Below are 17,793 nucleotides of genomic sequence, written 5' to 3' on the forward strand. Positions count from 1 at the left end.
ATTTGAGATAATCGGATTTGATCGATATGCTTATTCTAATCATGATCCGGAAAATCATGATATGAGAATAGAAATGGGAAGAAAACTATAAATCGGAGTTTGTGGAGGTAATGATGCATAAGATTTTGGGCACAAAAGAAGATAAAGAATATAAAGATAGAATAGGCGCTTATATTATTCCGGTTAAAGGAAATGAAGTTGGTGTCGTAGAAACGCCAAAAGGTTATTTTTTATTAGGCGGAGGTTTGGATGCCGATGAAACAGATTTTCAATGCATTAAACGTGAATGCTTAGAAGAGTCTGGATATGAGGTTGAAATTGGTGGAAAAGTTGGTTCTGCAGAAACCTACATGCTACATCCGACGATAGGATATTTTCATCCTATTCAGACATATTATGTTGGAAAACTATTGGATAAGGTAAAAGAACCAGTTGAACCTGACCATATTTTTAAATTTGTTAAAGTTGAAGATATTGAAAATAAGATGTATTTAGAGATGCAAAGATGGGCTATAGAACAAGCAATGGCTCGTTAAATTCGAATTTGTCGAATTAAAATTTTGATTAATGAAAGGGATAAAATAGATGAAAACATTGATAATATATGAGTCAAAGCATCACGGTAATACTTTCAAATTGGTTGATGCCATAGAAGAAGAGTGGGGCTGTGACCTGTGTAATATTGCTGATAAAAATGTTGATAAAGAGCATATTAATTTTGAAGAATATGACTTAATAGGTATTGCTTCAGGTGTTGCATTTGGTAGATTATATAGGAATATAGAAAGGTTTGTTGCAAGTGAAAAGTTTCCATCTAATAAAAGTGTATTTCTTCTTTATACTTGTGGAAATAGAAATTTAAGAAGTACTCATTATTGTGATCATATTAAGGAAGTACTGAAGAACAAGAATTGTAAAGTCGAAGGAAGCTATGGATGCGCTGGGTATGATACGTTTGGTCCATTGAAACTAATAGGTGGAATATCAAAAGGGCATCCAAATTAGGATGAAATTAAGGCTGCCAAGATAGTTTATGAAGTTATAAAAAAGGATATGAATGGAGTAAAAAAGAATGTTTTATAAAGAAACGGAAACAATAGATGGGAAACATTTATCATATATCAGATTTAACGAGTGGAAAGAAGAGGTCCTTCTTTTTTTTCATGGATTCACCGGATCGAAAGAGTATTTCCCGTCTATAGAAAATGATAAAGTATGCATTGTCTCGTTTGACCGACCTGGTGTAGGTGATTCAGATATTGTTCCATATTATTCAATGGAGAGTTTTCTGCAAGCCGTATATCATACTTTGAAAAAGCATGGCGTTACCTCCGTTAAATTGATAGGACACAGTGCCGGTGGATATTATGCACAAGTTTTTGCCGGGATGTTTCCTGATATGGTAAAAGCTGTATCGCTGATAGGAAGCATGATCCCACTTAATTGTCCAGATACAAATGGTATCGTAAAAGGACAGTGTAAGTTTATTACAATACTTTCTCTTAGATTTAAAGGATTCTCCAGATTCTATTTTAAACAGATGGCAAAAAGCATTACTGGGAACTATGAGAAACAATTGGCAGCAAATATGAAAACGCTTCCGGAGATTGAAAAGAAGTTCATGGAAGAAAATCCTGAAATGATTAAAAATACGATTCTGAATGCTGTTGCCAATGATGGCCTTGGTGTGTGTTATGATGCGTATGCATTATGTCAGAAACGAGATAAGATCACAATTTCCAAAGATATTCCCGTGTATGTCTGGCATGGAAAAGAAGACACGACTATACCAATGTCGTTTGTAGACTATCTTAAATCGGCTTATATGGTGAAGAGTATTCATGTGATAAACGATGTCGGACATATGTTATATCTTAGTTATTGGGATGATATTATCCGAGAATTGCTAGAATGACAAAGTTTGTCGATTGTAGATTTGGCAGCACTCTTCCTAATTGAATGTTGAACGTTAGATAAAATAGTTATTTCGAAAGAGATAGCTGACTTTTTTTGTTATTGTTTTGAATTGTATATTCCTTACTGGATGTGAATTCTGTATAATTGAAGATAGTGAAATTAACAAATAGGGATTTATTTAGGTGAATACATGAGATATATAGAAACAATAGAAACGCTTAAATCTATACCTGGTTGGGAATTTGTAACGTCTTTTTCCGTTGGGGGATTTGAGTGGTTAGCTTTTTCAGAAAAATGTCCTACGAAGCTACTAATAATATCTAGCCAAAAAGCAACGATTGTAGATGTGGATACAGGTACAATCAATGACTGTAATGTTGAATATGATGAGGATGAATTAATCGCATATTGTGACACACTACCAGATGAAGAATTGCAGATTGTAGGACAGTATGGCGGGAAATTGAATGATTTCTCAGGCTTATCAGGAAAAATAGCTGTTGAAACTCTGGATAACAATATGACAAGTGTTAGATTTATTTCGAATAATAATTCGGTGTTAGTCTATCAGAATTATGGATTATATACTTGTGGATTCAATTATGACGGCAATGTGTTTGTGCTCGTAACTGATGGCGGAATAATAATTCTTAGACGGATGTAATTTGGTGGAGGACAGTATGACAAGCAAACTATTATTACAGGCAATTGGAAAATATGTGTTGGGATTACTACTGTTTGGAGTGCTTCTTTTTGTCCCGGCAGGGACAGCATTCTATCCAAACGGATGGCTGCTGATGGCTGTTTTGTTTATTCCAATGCTTATTGCAGGAATCATTTTGATATTCAAGAATCCGAGTCTTTTAAAAAAGCGCCTGAATGCCAAAGAAGAGGAAAAAGAGCAGAAGTCTGTTGTGGTTTGTAGTGGGGTGATGTTTTTGGCGGCGTTTATTGTTGCTGGGCTTAACTTCCGGTTTCAGTGGTTTTTGCTCCCGAACGTAGCGGTTATTGTCGGGACGGTGTTTTTTCTATTGGCATATGCCATGTATGCGGAGGTCCTAAAGGAGAATACATACCTTTCCCGAACGGTCGAAGTACAGGAAAATCAAAAAGTAATTGATACCGGATTATACGGCATTGTTCGTCACCCAATGTATTCAGCAACGCTTGTTTTGTTCCTCTCAATGGGAATTATCCTTGATTCGCTGTTTTCATTTGGAATTCTACTGTTCTATATTCCGATTATTGCAAAGCGAATGAAGAATGAGGAAGCAGTTCTTGAGGAAGGCCTTGAGGGATACAAAGAATATAAATCTAAAGTGAAGTATAAAGTGATTCCATATATTTGGTAGTTGTCCAAAATAAAGGAAAGATTTAGTTGTTGTTTTTATCACAATTGTTCGTGTCACCAAGATAAACCGGAACAATGGGTGAGCAAATGAAGGAGGAATAACATGGCATTAATTCAAGTAAACTATTTATCAAAGGCATTATTTCGTACGGTTCCACTGAACGTGATTCTACCGGTGGACCGATTTGATGCAGACACGGATCGCTACCTAAATGGTCCAAAGCGCAAGTATAAAACCTTATATTTGTTGCACGGTCTTTTGGGTAATTATACGGATTGGGTGAGTCAGACCCGTATTCAGAAGTGGGCGGAGGAGAAAAACCTGGCGGTGGTCATGCCATCGGGAGACAATGCATTCTATTTTAACTCCAGAACACCATGGAACGATTACGGAACTTTCATCGGACAAGAGTTGGTGGAGATTACAAGGCGCATGTTTCCACTTTCCGATAAGCGGGAGGATACCTATATCGCTGGGTTGTCCATGGGAGGATTTGGAGCCCTTCGCAACGGAATCGTATACTCCGATACGTTTGGCTATGTAGCCGGACTTTCTGCTGCGGTGCATATTTTTGAAGATACTTCGGAAGAGGCCAACATCGGACTATTCGACAATATTGAAGAGGCATCCAAAACAGATAAGAATCCATGGGTAGCAGTGGAAGACATGCTGGCAGCAGGCCGCAGCGTACCGCACATATATATGGCCTGTGGAACACAGGATGATTTGATGCCTGCAAACATCGCATTCCGTGATTATTTAGAGTCGAAGGGAATCAAGGTTACTTGGGACGAGGATGACTATGGACATGACTGGGATTTCTGGGATAGCCAGATTAAGAAAGTGTTGGATTGGCTTCCACTAGAGTAGTGGACCATTTTAAGGGAGGAAGGAAAAATGATTACTAGAGAGGGAATACATGAATTCTAGAGAATACTTGGAAATATTACATGTCGCGGAGCGGCTGAAGGATACGACAAGACATTGTACAACATCAAATTAAATGAGGAGGAATGGAAATGGAAGCGGTTATTCGAAAAGTACAGCAAGGAGATGCTAGTATGCTTGCTTATATTCAAACTGAAAGCTGGAAAGCAGCTTTTACGAGCATCCTTGATGCTGAGACATTAACAAAATGTACTAATATTGAACGAGCGACCTCTATGTATCAGAGGCTATTAGATGAGAATAAGGGAAATGGATATCTTCTCACTGTGGACGGAAAACCTCATTGCATTGCATATTGGGATGCAGCAAGAGACTCCGAACTTGTCGGGAAAGCAGAACTTATTTGTATTCACAGTTTATCTGACAATTGGCACAAGGGCTATGGTAGTCAGATGATGGATAGAGTTTTGATGGATATCAAGAATTCTGGATATTCAGAAGTGGTACTATGGGTATTTCGGGATAATCTCCCTGCTAGGGCTTTCTATGAAAGAAAAGGATTTGCGATGACGGGGATTTCAAAGCTGGCGTTTGATACAGAAGAAGTCTTTTATTCTAAAAGATTATAATAAGGTGAAGGATAAGCTTGGTTTAATACATTCAAAGACCGATAGACACTTATAAAAGACCGATAGACACTTATATCGGAAGTTAATTGCACAAATTCAAATTTATGGGGGTAAAGAAGAATAAAAATGTGGTTTTATATTATGATGTTTATCTGTAACTTATTAATGCCGACTATTATGCTGATAGGTGGATTCTTTATGTACAAATATCCACCGAAAGAAATTAATGGGATTATAGGATACAGAACAACTATGTCCAGAAAAAATATGGATACATGGAAGTTTGCACAGGATTATTGCGGTAAGTTGTGGCTTAAACTCGGATTGCTGTTATTAATTCCGACAATTATTATTCAGATACCTTTTTCACATTCGAGTGAAAAAGCAATTGGATATATGACACTTATTGTTGAAGGAATACAGCTTGTGGCTATGTTGGGTTCAATTGTGTTTGTGGAAAGAGTTCTTAAGAAAACTTTTGATGAAAATGGTGTTAGAAGATAAATTCAAATTTGTAGAGCGATTAAAGTTCAGTATAATTGATGAGGTGTATCTGTATTATTGAAAGGAGCGGCCATGGAATATGTTAATGTAACAAAAGATAACATCGAAGAGGAGCATATTTGCTGCGCGATATCAAATAATAAGGATGTTCAGGTTTCTTCTAAGAAGGCATGGCTTTCGGAGAGGTTTGATGAAGGACTTGTTTTCCTAAAGAGCGTAGAGCGCGGAAAGTGCTTTATCGAATATATCCCGGCGGAAAACGCATGGATTCCGATAGAGGCAGATGGATATATGTACATTGACTGTCTCTGGGTGTCCGGGGCTTTCAAGGGACATGGATATTCTACTGATCTACTTACTGCGTGCATCGAGGATAGCAAGGAAAAAGGGAAAAAAGGGCTTTGTATTCTTTGTGCTTCAAAGAAGAAACCGTTTCTGGCTGATCCGAAGTTTCTGAAGTACAAGGGATTTGTCGTGAGCGATGAAGCTGATAATGGTATTCAGCTTTGGTATATGCCGTTCGATAAAAATGCAAAAGCTCCAGTGTTTAAGGAATGTGCAAAACATCCGCATATAGATGAGCAGGGATATGTTCTGTACTATACGAATCAGTGCCCGTTCAATGCAAAATATGTCCCGGTTTTGGAGCAGACGGCAAAAGAAAATGGTATTGCATTCAAGGCAATACATCTTGAAAGCAAAGAAGAAGCACAGAATGCACCGACACCGATCACGAATTATGCGTTATTCCATGATGGGGAGTATGTTACAAACGAGCAAATGAACGATAAGAAATTCTTAAAACTTGCAGGAAAGTGATAGTCGTTTATATCGGAAGTTATATCGGAAGTATTGATGAAGCCAAACAATTTGAATATCAGATTGTTGATGCTACATTAGTTCTTAGAAATTGGTACATAGGAAAACGTATCGACGAAGAAGTCCTCGAAGGTAAAGATAGAGCAAAATATGGAGCAGAGGTCATTGATAAATTATCAAAAGAACTGACTGGTATTTATGGAAAAGGGTATTCAAAACGAATACTGTATCAGTGCTTAAAAATGTACCGTATGTTTCCAAGGATTGTGAACGAGGCTCGTTCACAATTGGGAGTGCTTTCATGGACACATTATAGAATATTAACACAGGTAGAAGACACAGCAGCTAGAAAATGGTACGAAAAAGAAGATTATGAGCAAGTATGGAGTACAATAACCTTGCAAAGAAATAAAAAATCCTGTTATTGCAGAATTCCTAGGAATGCAGCAAGATACTTCTTATCTTGAATCAGACTTAGAGCAAAGTATTATTGATAATTTACAGAAATTTCTAATGGAGTTGGGAAAGGGTTATGCATTTGTTGCAAGACAACAGCACATCCATACAGAAAAGGAAGATTATTAAATGTCTGATATGTACCCAGAATCCTGGACACATATTTATGAACTAGGCGGAACATATGAAAAAGGAACAGATAAGATTTTTGGAAAATGTAGCAGCTGACGGTTTTGTGGGTTTGGAACAGATAATTTATGACGGATGGGAGCTCAGATTTACGCAGGGGTATACGGGGAGAGCTAATTCGGTACAGATCAGGGGAGAATCGACGATTGAATTATCTGAAAAAGTGTATTTCTGCGAGAAGGTATATGAGGAGCATGGCCTGCCGTGTATGTTTAAGTTGACAGATGCAGATGTGGAGTTGATTACTTTCCTGGAGAACAGAGGATATCAGAAATATAAGCCAACGGATGTTATGTTGCTTGAACTGAACAGTGCAGATACAGATTATGAAATGCCGGATGATGTTTATTTCAGTGCCACACCCGATGACTGGTTTAAATCATATTTTGAATTTGAAGATATTACAGATGAAACAAAACGGGATTTGACCAGGAAAATTCATGCCAAAGTTTCGGTTAAGCAGATATATATCAGTGTAATGTATAAGAAAACAGTGGCGGCGGTTGCTTCTCTGGCAATTGAGAACGGATACAGCTTATTGCATAATGTGGTAGTTTTCCCTGAACTTAGAGGAATCGGGCTCGGCAGAAAACTGTGTCAGGCTGCAATAATGAAATCAGGGGAATGCGGAGCCTCACATATATATCTTCAAGTGATGCAGAATAATCCAGTGGCTTTAAATCTCTATAAGAAGCTTGGCTTTGAAAAACAATATACATATTATTACCTTACAATCTGAGAGTTATGGTTGTAAAAGGTAAAGCAAAAGTTTTCAAGACAGTTATTTGATTAAAAGAGATGAGTTTTATTTTGTAAGTAAGGAGAAATTATGAACGTTACATTAGAACCATTAAAACCAGAGAATAGAGAACAGTTTATAAAGGATAACCAGGAAGCCTTTAATTACGGCGCAATGGTAGAATTTGGTATGAGGGATAATCACTTTGAAGAGGATAATCAGATTATTTCAAGAGAGATCATTGAGATGTCCATTGATGGTGGCGAGGCATATCGTATCATGGTGGATGGAAATCCGGAGGGAGGATTGATTCTGCGAGTTGAAGGTGACAAAGGCGATTTGGATATTCTATTTACATCACCAAGGATTCATAGTAAAGGTGTTGGTTATGCTGCTTGGTGTGAGGTGGAGAAACTTCATCCAGATCCAAATGAACCAAAAGAAGAGGCAAGAGACCTAGATGATCAATTTCCTGAAGGAATGTTCAGATTTGAGAAGAAAATAAAGTGATTTCATTAGCCAATTAATATGTAGATAATATTAAGTGAAAAATGAATTGAAGATTATTTTAAATTAGAACCGATTTTAGATCAGGCATATAAGGATTATTTGAGGATGCACTAACATATATGTTTCAGAAATAAATAACTAGAGGAATGTGTAGATTTTTTAAAAAATAGGAGTGGGGAAAAATGGAATTTAGAATAGAACATGATACTATGGGTGAAGTGAAGGTGCCTAAGAAGCACTTTTGGGGCGCACAAACTCAGAGGTCTTTAGAAAATTTTTGTATAGGAACAGAAACTATACCTAGGGAAGTTATTAACGCGTTTGCTGTACTTAAGGCAGCAGCTGCAAGGGCTAATCAGAGGCTTGGAAAAATGGATAGCTTAAAATCAGAAGCTATTGTAGAAGCATGTGATGATATTTTAAGGGGAAAATATTCTGATGAGTTTCCACTTAAAGTGTGGCAGACTGGGTCGGGAACACAATCTAATATGAATTTAAATGAGGTCATTGTACACATTGTAAAAGTAAATCACTCAAATTTAAAAATCCATCCAAATGATGATGTTAATATGTCTCAGTCATCAAATGATACATTTCCGACAGCAATGAATATGGCTGCAGTAATAATGATTCATGAGAAATTAGTTCCAGCTATGGATAATCTGATTTCTACAATGAAAAGATTAGAAGATGAGAATTACAATGTTATAAAAATTGGTCGTACTCACTTGCAAGATGCGGTTCCTATTAGATTTAGCCAGGAAATATCTGGTTGGAGAGGAATGTTAGAGGAATCAAAGGAGCAGATAATAGAGGCTTCTGATAAGCTTCGCAAAATTGCAATAGGGGGTACTGCTGTTGGAACAGGTTTAAATTGTCCCAAGGGCTTTGACAAACTCTGTTGTGAAGAAATAACTAGGATAGCAGGAGAAAAGTTCGTGCCAAATTCAAATAAATTTCATGCATTAACTTCGAAGGATGGATACGTATATGTTAGTGGAGCTTTGAAGGGACTTGCAGCTAACCTTATGAAGATTGCAAATGATATAAGATGGCTTGCCAATGGCCCTCGCTGCGGTCTAGGTGAAATAACTATTCCGGAAAACGAGCCGGGAAGTTCAATTATGCCAGGAAAAGTCAATCCCACACAGTGTGAAGCTATTACAATGATTGCTATTCAGGTTATGGGAAATGACACAACTATAGGAATTGGAGCTTCTCAAGGAAATTTTGAGCTTAATGTTTTCATGCCAGTGTTGGCTTATAATATGATTCAATCAATCAGATTGCTCAGCGATGGAATAATATCTTTTGATAAAAATTGTGTATCGGGTATCAAAGCTAAAAAAGATAAAATGGCAAGTAATCTAAATAATTCACTTATGCTTGTTACATGTTTAAGTCCAGTTATAGGATACGAAAAAGCGGCACTTTGTGTACATAAGGCATACGAGGAAGATAAAACTTTAAAAAAAGTTGTGCTTGAACTTGGATTTTTGACAGAAGAAGAGTATGATAGTGCTGTATGTCCAGAAAAGATGGTTTAAAAAATTAAATATTAAAAAAAATAATTCAAGAGTTATATTTGAGTTAAAACGTTAATTAATTCAATAGCCGTAAACAGGCATATACATATAATAAATTTACACATATAGGAGAACAGGAAAAATGTCAGATATATCAAAGAAATCTTTAGAATTTCATTACGATTTAAGAGGTAAAATAGAGATTAAGTCTAGAGTAAAAGTTGATAGTTCGGAAGCTTTAGCTCTAGCTTACACACCTGGCGTTGCAGAAGCATGTAAAGAAATTCAAAAAAATCCCCAAAAATGTTGGGAGCTTACACGTCGATGGAACACAGTAGCTGTTGTAACAGATGGATCTGCAATTTTAGGACTTGGTGATATAGGGCCAGAAGCTGGAATGCCAGTTATGGAAGGCAAATGCGTACTTTTTAAAGAATTTGGTGATGTCGATGCCATTCCTTTATGCATACGTTCTAAGGATGTTGATACAATTGTAAATACGATTTCTCTTATGGCTGGTTCATTTGGAGGAATAAATCTTGAAGATATAGCAGCCCCACGTTGCTTTGAAATAGAAAAAAAACTTAAAGAAAAATGTGACATTTTAGTATTTCACGATGATCAGCATGGCACAGCTGTTGTTGTTGCAGCGGCTCTCCTCAATGCTATTAAGGTGACAGGAAAAAAGATGGGAGAGGTAAAGATTGTAATTAACGGTGCCGGAGCAGCGGGTTGTGCAATTGGACAACTTCTTGTCGATATGGGCTTTGGAAATGTGGTCCTTTGCGATATAAACGGTATAATTTGCGAAGGTGATGAGAAATTAAATCCTGGTCAAGAGGAAATGTCACATATCACCAATATTAATCATGAAAAGGGAACACTTGCTGATGCCATGAAAAACGCAGACGTTTTCATTGGAGTATCTCGTGCAGGTCTCGTATCAAAAGATATGGTAGCTAGCATGAATAATGGTATCGTATTTGCAATGGCAAATCCAGTTCCTGAGATTATGCCAGAGGATAGCAAGGCAGCAGGAGCAGCAGTTGTTGGCTCAGGAAGATCAGATTTTCCTAACCAAATCAATAATGTATTAGTTTTTCCGGGTATCTTCAGAGGAGCGCTTGATGTTAGAGCAACAGATATTAATTTTGCTATGAAAGAAGCAGCAGCATATGCAATAGCTGGTTTGGTTTCAGAGGAAGAGCTAAGTCCAGAGTACGTTATTCCAAAGGCTTTCGATCCTAGAGTAAAGGATGCCGTAGCTAAGGCAACCGCAGAAGCGGCCAAACGCACAGGTGTTGCAAGAATCTGAAAATAATTTCTATATCTTGTTTGCGTAAAGTAGGGTGCTTCAAAGAAATTAATACTTTTTGGAGGTGCTCGTTGCATTGGTGCAGCAGGAAAACAGCTTTTAAGAGAGCATAAAATAGATAAAAAGTTATTTTTGACATATGTCAATAAAAGCGTTATATTATATATACATAACATATGTCAGGAAAAGTGGAGGTTTAATTTTGCCTAGATTGCCAAAATGTAGAAAAATAAGAGTTTTTCCGGATTATTATAGTTTTATTCCAGAAAATGCAGATGAGAAGGAGTTTGAAACGGTTACGCTTACACTTGATGAGTATGAGGCAGTGAAACTTTTAGATGCAGAAGGTATGAATCAGGAAGAATGTGCGAAAAGCATGGGAGTTGCGAGAACTACCATTACGGCAATGTACGAGAGCGCAAGAAAAAAGATTGCCATTGCACTTGTAGAAGGTAAACGAATTCGTATATCAGGAGGTAATGTAGAAATAGATAGAAGAAACCAAGCTTTTTTTGATAATAATTTAAATTCAAAAGGAGTAAATACGATGAGAGTTGCAGTAACTTATGATAATGGAAATGTGTTTGGTCATTTCGGACGTACACAGCAGTTCAAAGTTTATGATATCGAGGATGGTAAAGTTGTAAAGTCTGAAGTTGTTGGGACTAACGGTGAAGGTTGCGGAGCCCTTGCAGGTGTTCTTAATCTTGCAGATGTTGATGTTTTAATCTGCGGAGGCATTGGAGGTGGCGCAGTAATGGCTCTTCAAGAAGCAGGCATTAGGCTATACGCAGGAGCAAGCGGAAATACGGATAAAGTTGTTGAGGCATTCCTCGCAGGAACACTTTCAGCATCAGGCGAAGCAAATTGTGAACATCATGATGAAGAGCATGGCGCAGGACATACTTGCCACGGTCATGGCCATGGAAGTTGTCATCACTAATTAAAGAATAAGATAGAAAGACACATAATATTGAGTCATAAGGCAAGCAAGTCATAAGGCAAGCAAGTCATAAGACAATGAAGTTACAAAACGAGGGACTAGTGTGTTTTAAGCGATAAGTATAATATAAAAGTGCTTATCGCTTTTTTATGATATGGACATTAGTCTGTGTAAGATTATGTAGGTTCCCGTTGAACCACAAAATGGACAGCTCTGAAAAAGTAATATGTTAAGAAATGATTTTAATATATTTGAAAAATAATAAAATTATATAATTTGTAGTAAGAAGTAATTTATAATACAAGATTGTTAAACATTTTTTGGATGAAAGTTAAGGAGGAAACAATCAAAATTATGACATCAATGGAAGTAAAGAAAGCATTAGGAGAGATAAAAGATTGGAAAATCATTGCTGATTTTGCCGTGGGTGGATTAGAATGGATTGGCTTTTCTCACAAAAAACCTGAATTACTTTTTGTAATCTCATCACAAAAAAATACAGTAATGAATTGTAAAACAGGCAGAATAATAGAATGCGATTTAGAATATGATGAAGAAGAAATGATTGCTTACACAGATCAGGTAGAGGATGAAGTAATTCCGTTAGCAGTCAATATGGTGGAAAACTAAAGATAAAAACGAATCAAGGAGAACAAATAAAGATAGAGAAAACAAATACTAAGAATGTGTTTAGACTTACATTTTTTACAAAAAAATGAAAAAATTAAAATCTTTGAGAATTATGGACTTTATACGTATGGATTTAGCAATGACGACAATTACTTTGTCATAAGTTCAGATAGTGGTATAACAGTTATGAAAAGGAATTCTTGAAGAGTTTGTAGCCACTATCCTGGTTCAACAAAAACAAGTATACTTATCGCGTATGGAAAAAGTAATGCATAATGCAGAATAAACGAGATTTTTTTAATCCTTTATTATATATAAAAATATATATATAAATTCCGAAACATTTATAGATATAGATTTTATTTAAAAGAATGTGGAAATATAGTAGTCATCAGTTGTTTGTAATTGTTTTTTTAGTATATTGGTTAATGGAGGGAAAGATATGTTTATTGATAGAATCGTTGAAAGAGAAAACGCTTGCGTTAAAGCATTAAAAATGGCGAAGAAGAGCGGTTATCTAACATATATTTATGGTGCAGGAGAATGTTCGGTTAATGTAGAAAAACGTTTTAAAGATTTTAAATTTGATGGTAAAGTTGTTAATAGGAAGTATTATAAAGAATTTTCAGAATCTGATTGTTTAGAAGATATATTAGAACAAACAACAACGAAGATTAATTTACTTGTTGCGTTTAAAGGTTTTGAAAAAAAGCAGTTAGTCTCCTTTCGAGATAAGATTAATATGATTTTGGATTATGATTGTTTTTGTCAAAATACTAATGTTGATTCTAGTTTGTTAGATTATGAATTTGTGAATGATAATCGAGATAAGTTAGAAAATGTTAGTAATAAGCTTAGTGATGAGTATTCGAGAGAAGTAATGGCTGCATATATAAATCAAAAGATTAGTATGAAATATGATTACTTGAAAAATTATGCAAGAAATAAGCAATATTTTGATGAATTTGTTCCTTTTTCAGAAAATGAAGTTTTCGTAGATTGTGGTGCCTATATTGGGGATAGTGCAATTGCATTTATAGAAGAATTAAAGAAACGTGGTATTAACTCATATGAAAAGATTCTATCATTTGAACCAGATCCATATAACTATAAAACTATGTTAAAAAGAAAAATAAAAAATCAGTTATGTTTTAATAAAGGAACGTCGGATCATGTTGGAAAATCAAAATTTTCTATTAATGATACTTCATCTACTTTTTCCTCTTCTGGGGAGATTTCAGTTGATGTAGATACGTTGGACAATATGATTGATGAACGAATAACATACATTAAAAATGGACATTGAAGGAGCAGAGTTAGAGTCTTTGCATGGTGCAGAGCGACTCATTAAAGAAAATGAGCCAAAACTTGCTATTTGTATTTATCATCGGAAAGAAGATTTATGGACAATTATTGACTATATTGATAGTCTTGGTATTGATTATGATTATTATATTAGAGCATATGAAAAAACAGCGACGGAATTAGTTTTATATGCTATACCTAAAAAGTATTAAATTTAGCAATACCTACAGTTGCTTGTGAAGCGATGATGATGCATAAAACAGTTGTTATTTCAAATGTGTGTGGTGTGGCAGATGATATAATTGACGATTGGAATGGTTTTGTGTTTAAAGCAGAAGATGTGGATGATTTGTGTCGTGCTATTGTAAAGAAATAATGAATTCCCTTCAAAAACTCGAACTTTTTTTAGATTCACCGATTACGGCAGTGCTGGCCTTTAATAATACGGGAATGAATATGGAACTTGTTGAAGGAAAAAATATTTGGGAACAATTACAGACACCTTTTATTAATTTCCTTATGGATCATCCATTTGCTCATAAGAGAGCTATGGACATGACTCCTTTAACTGGAATTGTACTTTGTCCGGATAAAAATCATATGAAATATGTGCAAAGATTTTATCCGCAGATAGAGGTCACAGGTTTTATGGCACGTGCTGCAAAAAAATTAAATATGTTAGTTCCTAAAATATGTGATAGAGGAACAATTATTGTCGCGAGGGCTTAAGGTTACAGACGAAGAGATTAATTGGATTATTGAAAAGCTACATTATATTGATTTACTTGCTGTTTCTTTTTATAGGGAAAAAACTGTTCGAGTTCTTGCCGAAGCAGGTATATCAATAGACTTGTATGGAACAGGATGGGAAACATGTGATTTTATTGAGTTACCAAATGTTCACTTTTATGGTCGAATTTCAGCTGATCAATTAGTCGAAAAAATGCATAACGCTAAAATAGTGCTTAGTACTATGACGTGGTTTAAAGATGGCACACATGATAGAGTATTTAATGGAATGATATCTGGTGCTGTTGCACTTACAGATACATCAATTTATATGAAAGAAAAATTTAATGCTATACGATTTACAAATGGTAAATTAGAAGGAGTTACAGCTGGTAAGGGTACTATTTCAGACAAACCTGAGCTAGTTATGTTTGAACTTGAGAAGAAAGAAGATGAATATTCGTATCCGTTATTAGAAGAGATTCCTAATATTGTGAAGTATCTTTTGAAAAGAAACGATTATATGCAACAAATAGCAGATAATGGTCGTAATCATGCACTAAAAACAGAAACATGGGGTGCACGAGCAAGAGAAATGGAGAGAGATTTGTTGGAGTTTCTATAAATAGAATTAATAATAATCAAGTATATTAAAAATGCAAATCAACTGCAAATGTTGACAGCCTGAATAATTAATGTTAAAATATGCAAATGATATGCAAATTATGCAAGTGGAAAGAGGGATAATAAATGTCAAAAAGAGAAGTTCCTGTTGTATTAGTAACAGGATATTTGGGTTCAGGAAAAACAACATTAATGCAGTATTTATTGCAGCAAGAAGAAAGAAAAGTTGCACTTATCGTAAACGATATAGGAAGTATAAATATAGATGCATCAATTTTGGGTAAAACAAAAAATCAGATTTCAATGATAGAAATGGTTGAAATGCAAAACGGTTGTATTTGTTGTACATTAAAAGATGAATTTATGGATGAAATTGAAAGATTAGCAAAAGATCCAACAATTGAAGCAATATTTGTCGAAGCATCTGGTGTCAGTGAGCCTTCATCGATAGCAGGAGCCTTTGTTAATTACGAAGAATCAACAGATACAAGGGTTTATTTGAAAACTGTTGTTTCCGTAGTAGATGTAGATAGAATATATAAAGAGTTTTTAAATGAATTGTCTGAAGAAGATGATAACGAAGAAGGGGATATAATAAATCTAATAATAGATCAAATCGAATTCTGTAATGTGATTTTATTGAATAAAACGGATTTATTGAATAAAAATCAGTTAACAGAAGTGCGCAAAGGACTTAGAGATATTCAGCAAGAAGCTGAAATGATTCCTTGTATAAATGCAGAGGTTGATTTAGATGTTTTACTTAATAGAGAAGATTTTGATTATGAAGATGTTTTAGCATCAAGCAGTGTACAAAGAGCTTTAAACGAGTGTGAACCAGATGATGAAAAAGCCTGTGTAGATGAATACGGTATTTCGTCCTTCGTTTTTGAAGAAAGAGCTCCATTTAATAGAGAAGCATTTAATAATTTTCTAGAAAATTATCCAGAAACTTTAATTCGTTCGAAGGGATATATTTGGTTTTCAGATGACGATGAACATGTTCAATTATTTGAGCAGGCAGGAAGGAATGCATCTGTTACGGAGTTAACTCCATGGATATGTGCATGGCCAAAAAAAGAATTAGATGATTTAATTAGGGATTTTCCAGATATTTGTGATGATTGGGACGAAAAATATGGAGATAGACTTAACCAAGTTGTATTTATCGGAAAAGGATATAATAAATCTGATATTATCAAATTAATTGAAAATTGTATAGAAAAAAAAGTGGTAGTATAAGTATTGCTAATTGATGCTATGTGTTTGATGCATATAGCATCTTTTTTTGACATATTTCTAATTATTTCTAAACCCATAAAATTCCAACAAAAATTCCAATAAAAACCTAAAACATAAAAACCCATAAAATTCCCAAATAAAAATAAAATATGAAAAACTTTAATAGTTTAATCAATAAAAGAATAAATTAAATGTAGCGAATTATTATATTATAGTTTATACTAATAATAGTTGAGTGCAATTCGCATTCCAATAGAGGAGGAGATAGATGTATAAAATAATATTAGATTTGGAGTTTTGCAAACTGCCAAAAATTTATAAAGATATGATAACTAACTGCCAAAATGAGGTTATTCAAATAGGAGCTGTTAAATTGGATGATAATGATGAAATAATAGATGAATTTAATGAATATGTTAAACCCATCTATTCATTTGTAGATAAAAAAATAGAAAATTTAACACATATTACAAATGATATGCTCTCAGACAAGGACGTGTTTACAGTTGTTATGGATAATTTTTTGGACTGGATTAATGATGAAGAAGCAGTTGTATATTCATGGGGAAAAGAGGATAAAATCGTTATTGAAAGAGAAAGTAAAATGAAACAATATCAAGATGATAGACTTGATAAAATGTTTGATAATTGGAAGGATTTACAAGAGATAGTTGATAGTATATTATGTGTGAGTCAAAATCTTTCACTTAGTAATGTACTAAATGGAATAAATGTTAAGTTTTCTGGCCAGCAGCATTCAGCTGTTGATGATGCAAAAAATACAGCATGTATATATCAGACAATACAAGACAGAACTCTTTTTGAAAAAAAGATGAAACCATTAGTAGATTTAATGCAACCGACAGAATCATTAACATTTTCAATGGGAAATTTGTTGCAGGAATTTAGTTTTTAATGTAATCTAATACTCCTGAAAAACGAATTTCGCCTAGAACAAAATCAATGAATCAGGATAAATATAATAAAAAAGGTTGTAGTACAGTAAATCTTTTGTGCCCTATATTAAAATAATATAGGGAGAAAATTTGTTAGAACATATTATAAAAGAATCATAGCAAAATATATCATATGTTCGAATGATACATAATGTAGAATTGAATATTATGTAAAAATAAAATAAAAAATTATAAAAAAGTGTTGACACATAGAAAGAAAGATGCTATTATAACCTAACTGACAGCGAAGAGCTCACAAGCAAAAAGAAACTTAAACATAAACGCTAAAGTAGATGTACATAAGTATGACTGTTAAAGCGGTTTGCAGAGGCTGATGCACTAAAGTGAATGTGCAGAGGTGATGCCTAGAGGTGAATACAAGGATGTGAATCTTTAAATTTGTGAGAAGAACTTCGATAGTCATTTTTCGTCAATTGTTTATATAAACATTAATAAGCGATTGATAATCATTTGTTTTTGGCTTTAAATATTCGATCATTAGCACCTTGATTGGTAGCTA

Annotated in this window: 24 protein-coding genes; all 24 read left to right on the plus strand. The window is 34.7% G+C overall.

The annotated features are described in order from the left end of the window. Positions 1 to 113: 113 nt before the first annotated feature. Positions 114 to 536 (plus strand): NUDIX domain-containing protein, encoded by a 423-nt coding sequence (locus BLV79_RS11390; protein WP_083354567.1) that lies wholly within the window; start codon positions 114 to 116, stop codon positions 534 to 536. A gap of 49 nt (positions 537 to 585) precedes the next feature. After that, complete coding sequence (locus BLV79_RS11395) at positions 586 to 1,005, plus strand: flavodoxin domain-containing protein (protein ID WP_074719052.1); 420 nt, start codon at positions 586 to 588, stop codon at positions 1,003 to 1,005. 67 nt (positions 1,006 to 1,072) lie between these two features. Then, entirely contained in the window at positions 1,073 to 1,915 is an 843-nt protein-coding gene (locus BLV79_RS11400) for an alpha/beta fold hydrolase (RefSeq protein ID WP_074719055.1), read from the plus strand. Positions 1,916 to 2,107: 192 nt separating this feature from the next. Continuing rightward, on the plus strand, positions 2,108 to 2,581 hold the full coding sequence (locus tag BLV79_RS11405) for a hypothetical protein (protein WP_074719057.1): 474 nt from the start codon (positions 2,108 to 2,110) through the stop codon (positions 2,579 to 2,581). A 16-nt stretch (positions 2,582 to 2,597) separates the two neighbouring features. Then, complete coding sequence (locus BLV79_RS11410) at positions 2,598 to 3,269, plus strand: methyltransferase family protein (RefSeq protein ID WP_074719059.1); 672 nt, start codon at positions 2,598 to 2,600, stop codon at positions 3,267 to 3,269. Positions 3,270 to 3,371: 102 nt separating this feature from the next. Beyond that, positions 3,372 to 4,139, plus strand: coding sequence for an alpha/beta hydrolase (locus BLV79_RS11415; RefSeq protein WP_074719061.1), 768 nt, complete (start codon positions 3,372 to 3,374; stop codon positions 4,137 to 4,139). Positions 4,140 to 4,288: 149 nt separating this feature from the next. After that, positions 4,289 to 4,786 (plus strand): GNAT family N-acetyltransferase, encoded by a 498-nt coding sequence (locus BLV79_RS11420; protein ID WP_074719063.1) that lies wholly within the window; start codon positions 4,289 to 4,291, stop codon positions 4,784 to 4,786. 198 nt (positions 4,787 to 4,984) lie between these two features. Then, entirely contained in the window at positions 4,985 to 5,290 is a 306-nt protein-coding gene (locus tag BLV79_RS11425) for an SdpI family protein (RefSeq protein WP_242871470.1), read from the plus strand. A gap of 72 nt (positions 5,291 to 5,362) precedes the next feature. After that, entirely contained in the window at positions 5,363 to 6,109 is a 747-nt protein-coding gene (locus BLV79_RS11430) for an N-acetyltransferase (protein ID WP_074719067.1), read from the plus strand. Beyond that, positions 6,106 to 6,576, plus strand: coding sequence for a DUF1016 N-terminal domain-containing protein (locus BLV79_RS11435; RefSeq protein WP_074719069.1), 471 nt, complete (start codon positions 6,106 to 6,108; stop codon positions 6,574 to 6,576). Before BLV79_RS11430 ends, BLV79_RS11435 begins: the two co-directional genes overlap by 4 nt. Continuing rightward, positions 6,551 to 6,694, plus strand: coding sequence for a PDDEXK nuclease domain-containing protein (locus BLV79_RS12920; protein ID WP_200795901.1), 144 nt, complete (start codon positions 6,551 to 6,553; stop codon positions 6,692 to 6,694). The genes BLV79_RS11435 and BLV79_RS12920 overlap by 26 nt, the downstream gene beginning before the upstream one ends. Before the next feature lie 55 nt (positions 6,695 to 6,749). Next, positions 6,750 to 7,493 carry a GNAT family N-acetyltransferase gene (locus tag BLV79_RS11445; protein WP_074719071.1) on the plus strand — a complete coding sequence of 248 codons (744 nt, stop codon included), beginning with the start codon at positions 6,750 to 6,752 and terminating at the stop codon, positions 7,491 to 7,493. 90 nt (positions 7,494 to 7,583) lie between these two features. Further along, complete coding sequence (locus tag BLV79_RS11450; RefSeq protein WP_074719073.1) at positions 7,584 to 8,003, plus strand: hypothetical protein; 420 nt, start codon at positions 7,584 to 7,586, stop codon at positions 8,001 to 8,003. Between the two features lie 182 nt (positions 8,004 to 8,185). Continuing rightward, the gene (gene fumC, locus BLV79_RS11455) at positions 8,186 to 9,550 is read left to right on the plus strand and encodes a class II fumarate hydratase (RefSeq protein WP_074719075.1); all 1,365 of its coding nucleotides are present in this window, start codon (positions 8,186 to 8,188) and stop codon (positions 9,548 to 9,550) included. A gap of 121 nt (positions 9,551 to 9,671) precedes the next feature. Continuing rightward, complete coding sequence (locus BLV79_RS11460) at positions 9,672 to 10,844, plus strand: NAD(P)-dependent malic enzyme (RefSeq protein WP_074719077.1); 1,173 nt, start codon at positions 9,672 to 9,674, stop codon at positions 10,842 to 10,844. 202 nt (positions 10,845 to 11,046) lie between these two features. Next, positions 11,047 to 11,787, plus strand: a complete 741-nt coding sequence (locus BLV79_RS11465; RefSeq protein WP_074719079.1) for a NifB/NifX family molybdenum-iron cluster-binding protein — start codon at positions 11,047 to 11,049, stop codon at positions 11,785 to 11,787. Between the two features lie 354 nt (positions 11,788 to 12,141). Then, a complete protein-coding gene (locus BLV79_RS11470) occupies positions 12,142 to 12,417 on the plus strand; it encodes a hypothetical protein (RefSeq protein WP_074719081.1) in 276 nt (91 codons plus the stop codon). A gap of 442 nt (positions 12,418 to 12,859) precedes the next feature. Continuing rightward, positions 12,860 to 13,723, plus strand: a complete 864-nt coding sequence (locus tag BLV79_RS11475) for a class I SAM-dependent methyltransferase (protein ID WP_074719083.1) — start codon at positions 12,860 to 12,862, stop codon at positions 13,721 to 13,723. Next, positions 13,713 to 13,934, plus strand: a complete 222-nt coding sequence (locus BLV79_RS11480; RefSeq protein ID WP_074719085.1) for a class I SAM-dependent methyltransferase — start codon at positions 13,713 to 13,715, stop codon at positions 13,932 to 13,934. Before BLV79_RS11475 ends, BLV79_RS11480 begins: the two co-directional genes overlap by 11 nt. Before the next feature lie 8 nt (positions 13,935 to 13,942). After that, positions 13,943 to 14,098 (plus strand): glycosyltransferase, encoded by a 156-nt coding sequence (locus tag BLV79_RS11485; protein WP_278320477.1) that lies wholly within the window; start codon positions 13,943 to 13,945, stop codon positions 14,096 to 14,098. Further along, complete coding sequence (locus BLV79_RS11490; RefSeq protein WP_074719087.1) at positions 14,098 to 14,451, plus strand: hypothetical protein; 354 nt, start codon at positions 14,098 to 14,100, stop codon at positions 14,449 to 14,451. The genes BLV79_RS11485 and BLV79_RS11490 overlap by 1 nt, the downstream gene beginning before the upstream one ends. Next, positions 14,417 to 15,076, plus strand: coding sequence for a glycosyltransferase family protein (locus BLV79_RS11495; protein ID WP_207645674.1), 660 nt, complete (start codon positions 14,417 to 14,419; stop codon positions 15,074 to 15,076). The genes BLV79_RS11490 and BLV79_RS11495 overlap by 35 nt, the downstream gene beginning before the upstream one ends. Before the next feature lie 125 nt (positions 15,077 to 15,201). Further along, positions 15,202 to 16,317: a CobW family GTP-binding protein gene (locus BLV79_RS11500; protein WP_074719091.1), complete on the plus strand. Its 1,116-nt coding sequence runs from the start codon at positions 15,202 to 15,204 to the stop codon at positions 16,315 to 16,317. Positions 16,318 to 16,585: 268 nt separating this feature from the next. Beyond that, entirely contained in the window at positions 16,586 to 17,233 is a 648-nt protein-coding gene (locus BLV79_RS11505; protein WP_074719093.1) for a 3'-5' exonuclease, read from the plus strand. Positions 17,234 to 17,793: the final 560 nt, after the last annotated feature.

This window comes from Lachnobacterium bovis DSM 14045, assembly GCF_900107245.1.
Lineage (GTDB): Bacteria > Bacillota > Clostridia > Lachnospirales > Lachnospiraceae > Roseburia > Roseburia bovis.

What these genes read in the sequence shown, in the direction of transcription:
- BLV79_RS11390 (WP_083354567.1), top strand. Translation starts at nt 114, where the DNA reads ATGCATAAGATTTTGGGCACAAAAGAAGATAAAGAATATAAAGATAGA.
- BLV79_RS11395 (WP_074719052.1), top strand. Translation starts at nt 586, where the DNA reads ATGAAAACATTGATAATATATGAGTCAAAGCATCACGGTAATACTTTC.
- BLV79_RS11400 (WP_074719055.1), top strand. Translation starts at nt 1,073, where the DNA reads ATGTTTTATAAAGAAACGGAAACAATAGATGGGAAACATTTATCATAT.
- BLV79_RS11405 (WP_074719057.1), top strand. Translation starts at nt 2,108, where the DNA reads ATGAGATATATAGAAACAATAGAAACGCTTAAATCTATACCTGGTTGG.
- BLV79_RS11410 (WP_074719059.1), top strand. Translation starts at nt 2,598, where the DNA reads ATGACAAGCAAACTATTATTACAGGCAATTGGAAAATATGTGTTGGGA.
- BLV79_RS11415 (WP_074719061.1), top strand. Translation starts at nt 3,372, where the DNA reads ATGGCATTAATTCAAGTAAACTATTTATCAAAGGCATTATTTCGTACG.
- BLV79_RS11420 (WP_074719063.1), top strand. Translation starts at nt 4,289, where the DNA reads ATGGAAGCGGTTATTCGAAAAGTACAGCAAGGAGATGCTAGTATGCTT.
- BLV79_RS11425 (WP_242871470.1), top strand. Translation starts at nt 4,985, where the DNA reads ATGTACAAATATCCACCGAAAGAAATTAATGGGATTATAGGATACAGA.
- BLV79_RS11430 (WP_074719067.1), top strand. Translation starts at nt 5,363, where the DNA reads ATGGAATATGTTAATGTAACAAAAGATAACATCGAAGAGGAGCATATT.
- BLV79_RS12920 (WP_200795901.1), top strand. Translation starts at nt 6,551, where the DNA reads ATGCAGCAAGATACTTCTTATCTTGAATCAGACTTAGAGCAAAGTATT.
- BLV79_RS11445 (WP_074719071.1), top strand. Translation starts at nt 6,750, where the DNA reads ATGAAAAAGGAACAGATAAGATTTTTGGAAAATGTAGCAGCTGACGGT.
- BLV79_RS11450 (WP_074719073.1), top strand. Translation starts at nt 7,584, where the DNA reads ATGAACGTTACATTAGAACCATTAAAACCAGAGAATAGAGAACAGTTT.
- fumC (WP_074719075.1), top strand. Translation starts at nt 8,186, where the DNA reads ATGGAATTTAGAATAGAACATGATACTATGGGTGAAGTGAAGGTGCCT.
- BLV79_RS11460 (WP_074719077.1), top strand. Translation starts at nt 9,672, where the DNA reads ATGTCAGATATATCAAAGAAATCTTTAGAATTTCATTACGATTTAAGA.
- BLV79_RS11470 (WP_074719081.1), top strand. Translation starts at nt 12,142, where the DNA reads ATGACATCAATGGAAGTAAAGAAAGCATTAGGAGAGATAAAAGATTGG.
- BLV79_RS11475 (WP_074719083.1), top strand. Translation starts at nt 12,860, where the DNA reads ATGTTTATTGATAGAATCGTTGAAAGAGAAAACGCTTGCGTTAAAGCA.
- BLV79_RS11480 (WP_074719085.1), top strand. Translation starts at nt 13,713, where the DNA reads ATGGACATTGAAGGAGCAGAGTTAGAGTCTTTGCATGGTGCAGAGCGA.
- BLV79_RS11490 (WP_074719087.1), top strand. Translation starts at nt 14,098, where the DNA reads ATGAATTCCCTTCAAAAACTCGAACTTTTTTTAGATTCACCGATTACG.
- BLV79_RS11500 (WP_074719091.1), top strand. Translation starts at nt 15,202, where the DNA reads ATGTCAAAAAGAGAAGTTCCTGTTGTATTAGTAACAGGATATTTGGGT.
- BLV79_RS11505 (WP_074719093.1), top strand. Translation starts at nt 16,586, where the DNA reads ATGTATAAAATAATATTAGATTTGGAGTTTTGCAAACTGCCAAAAATT.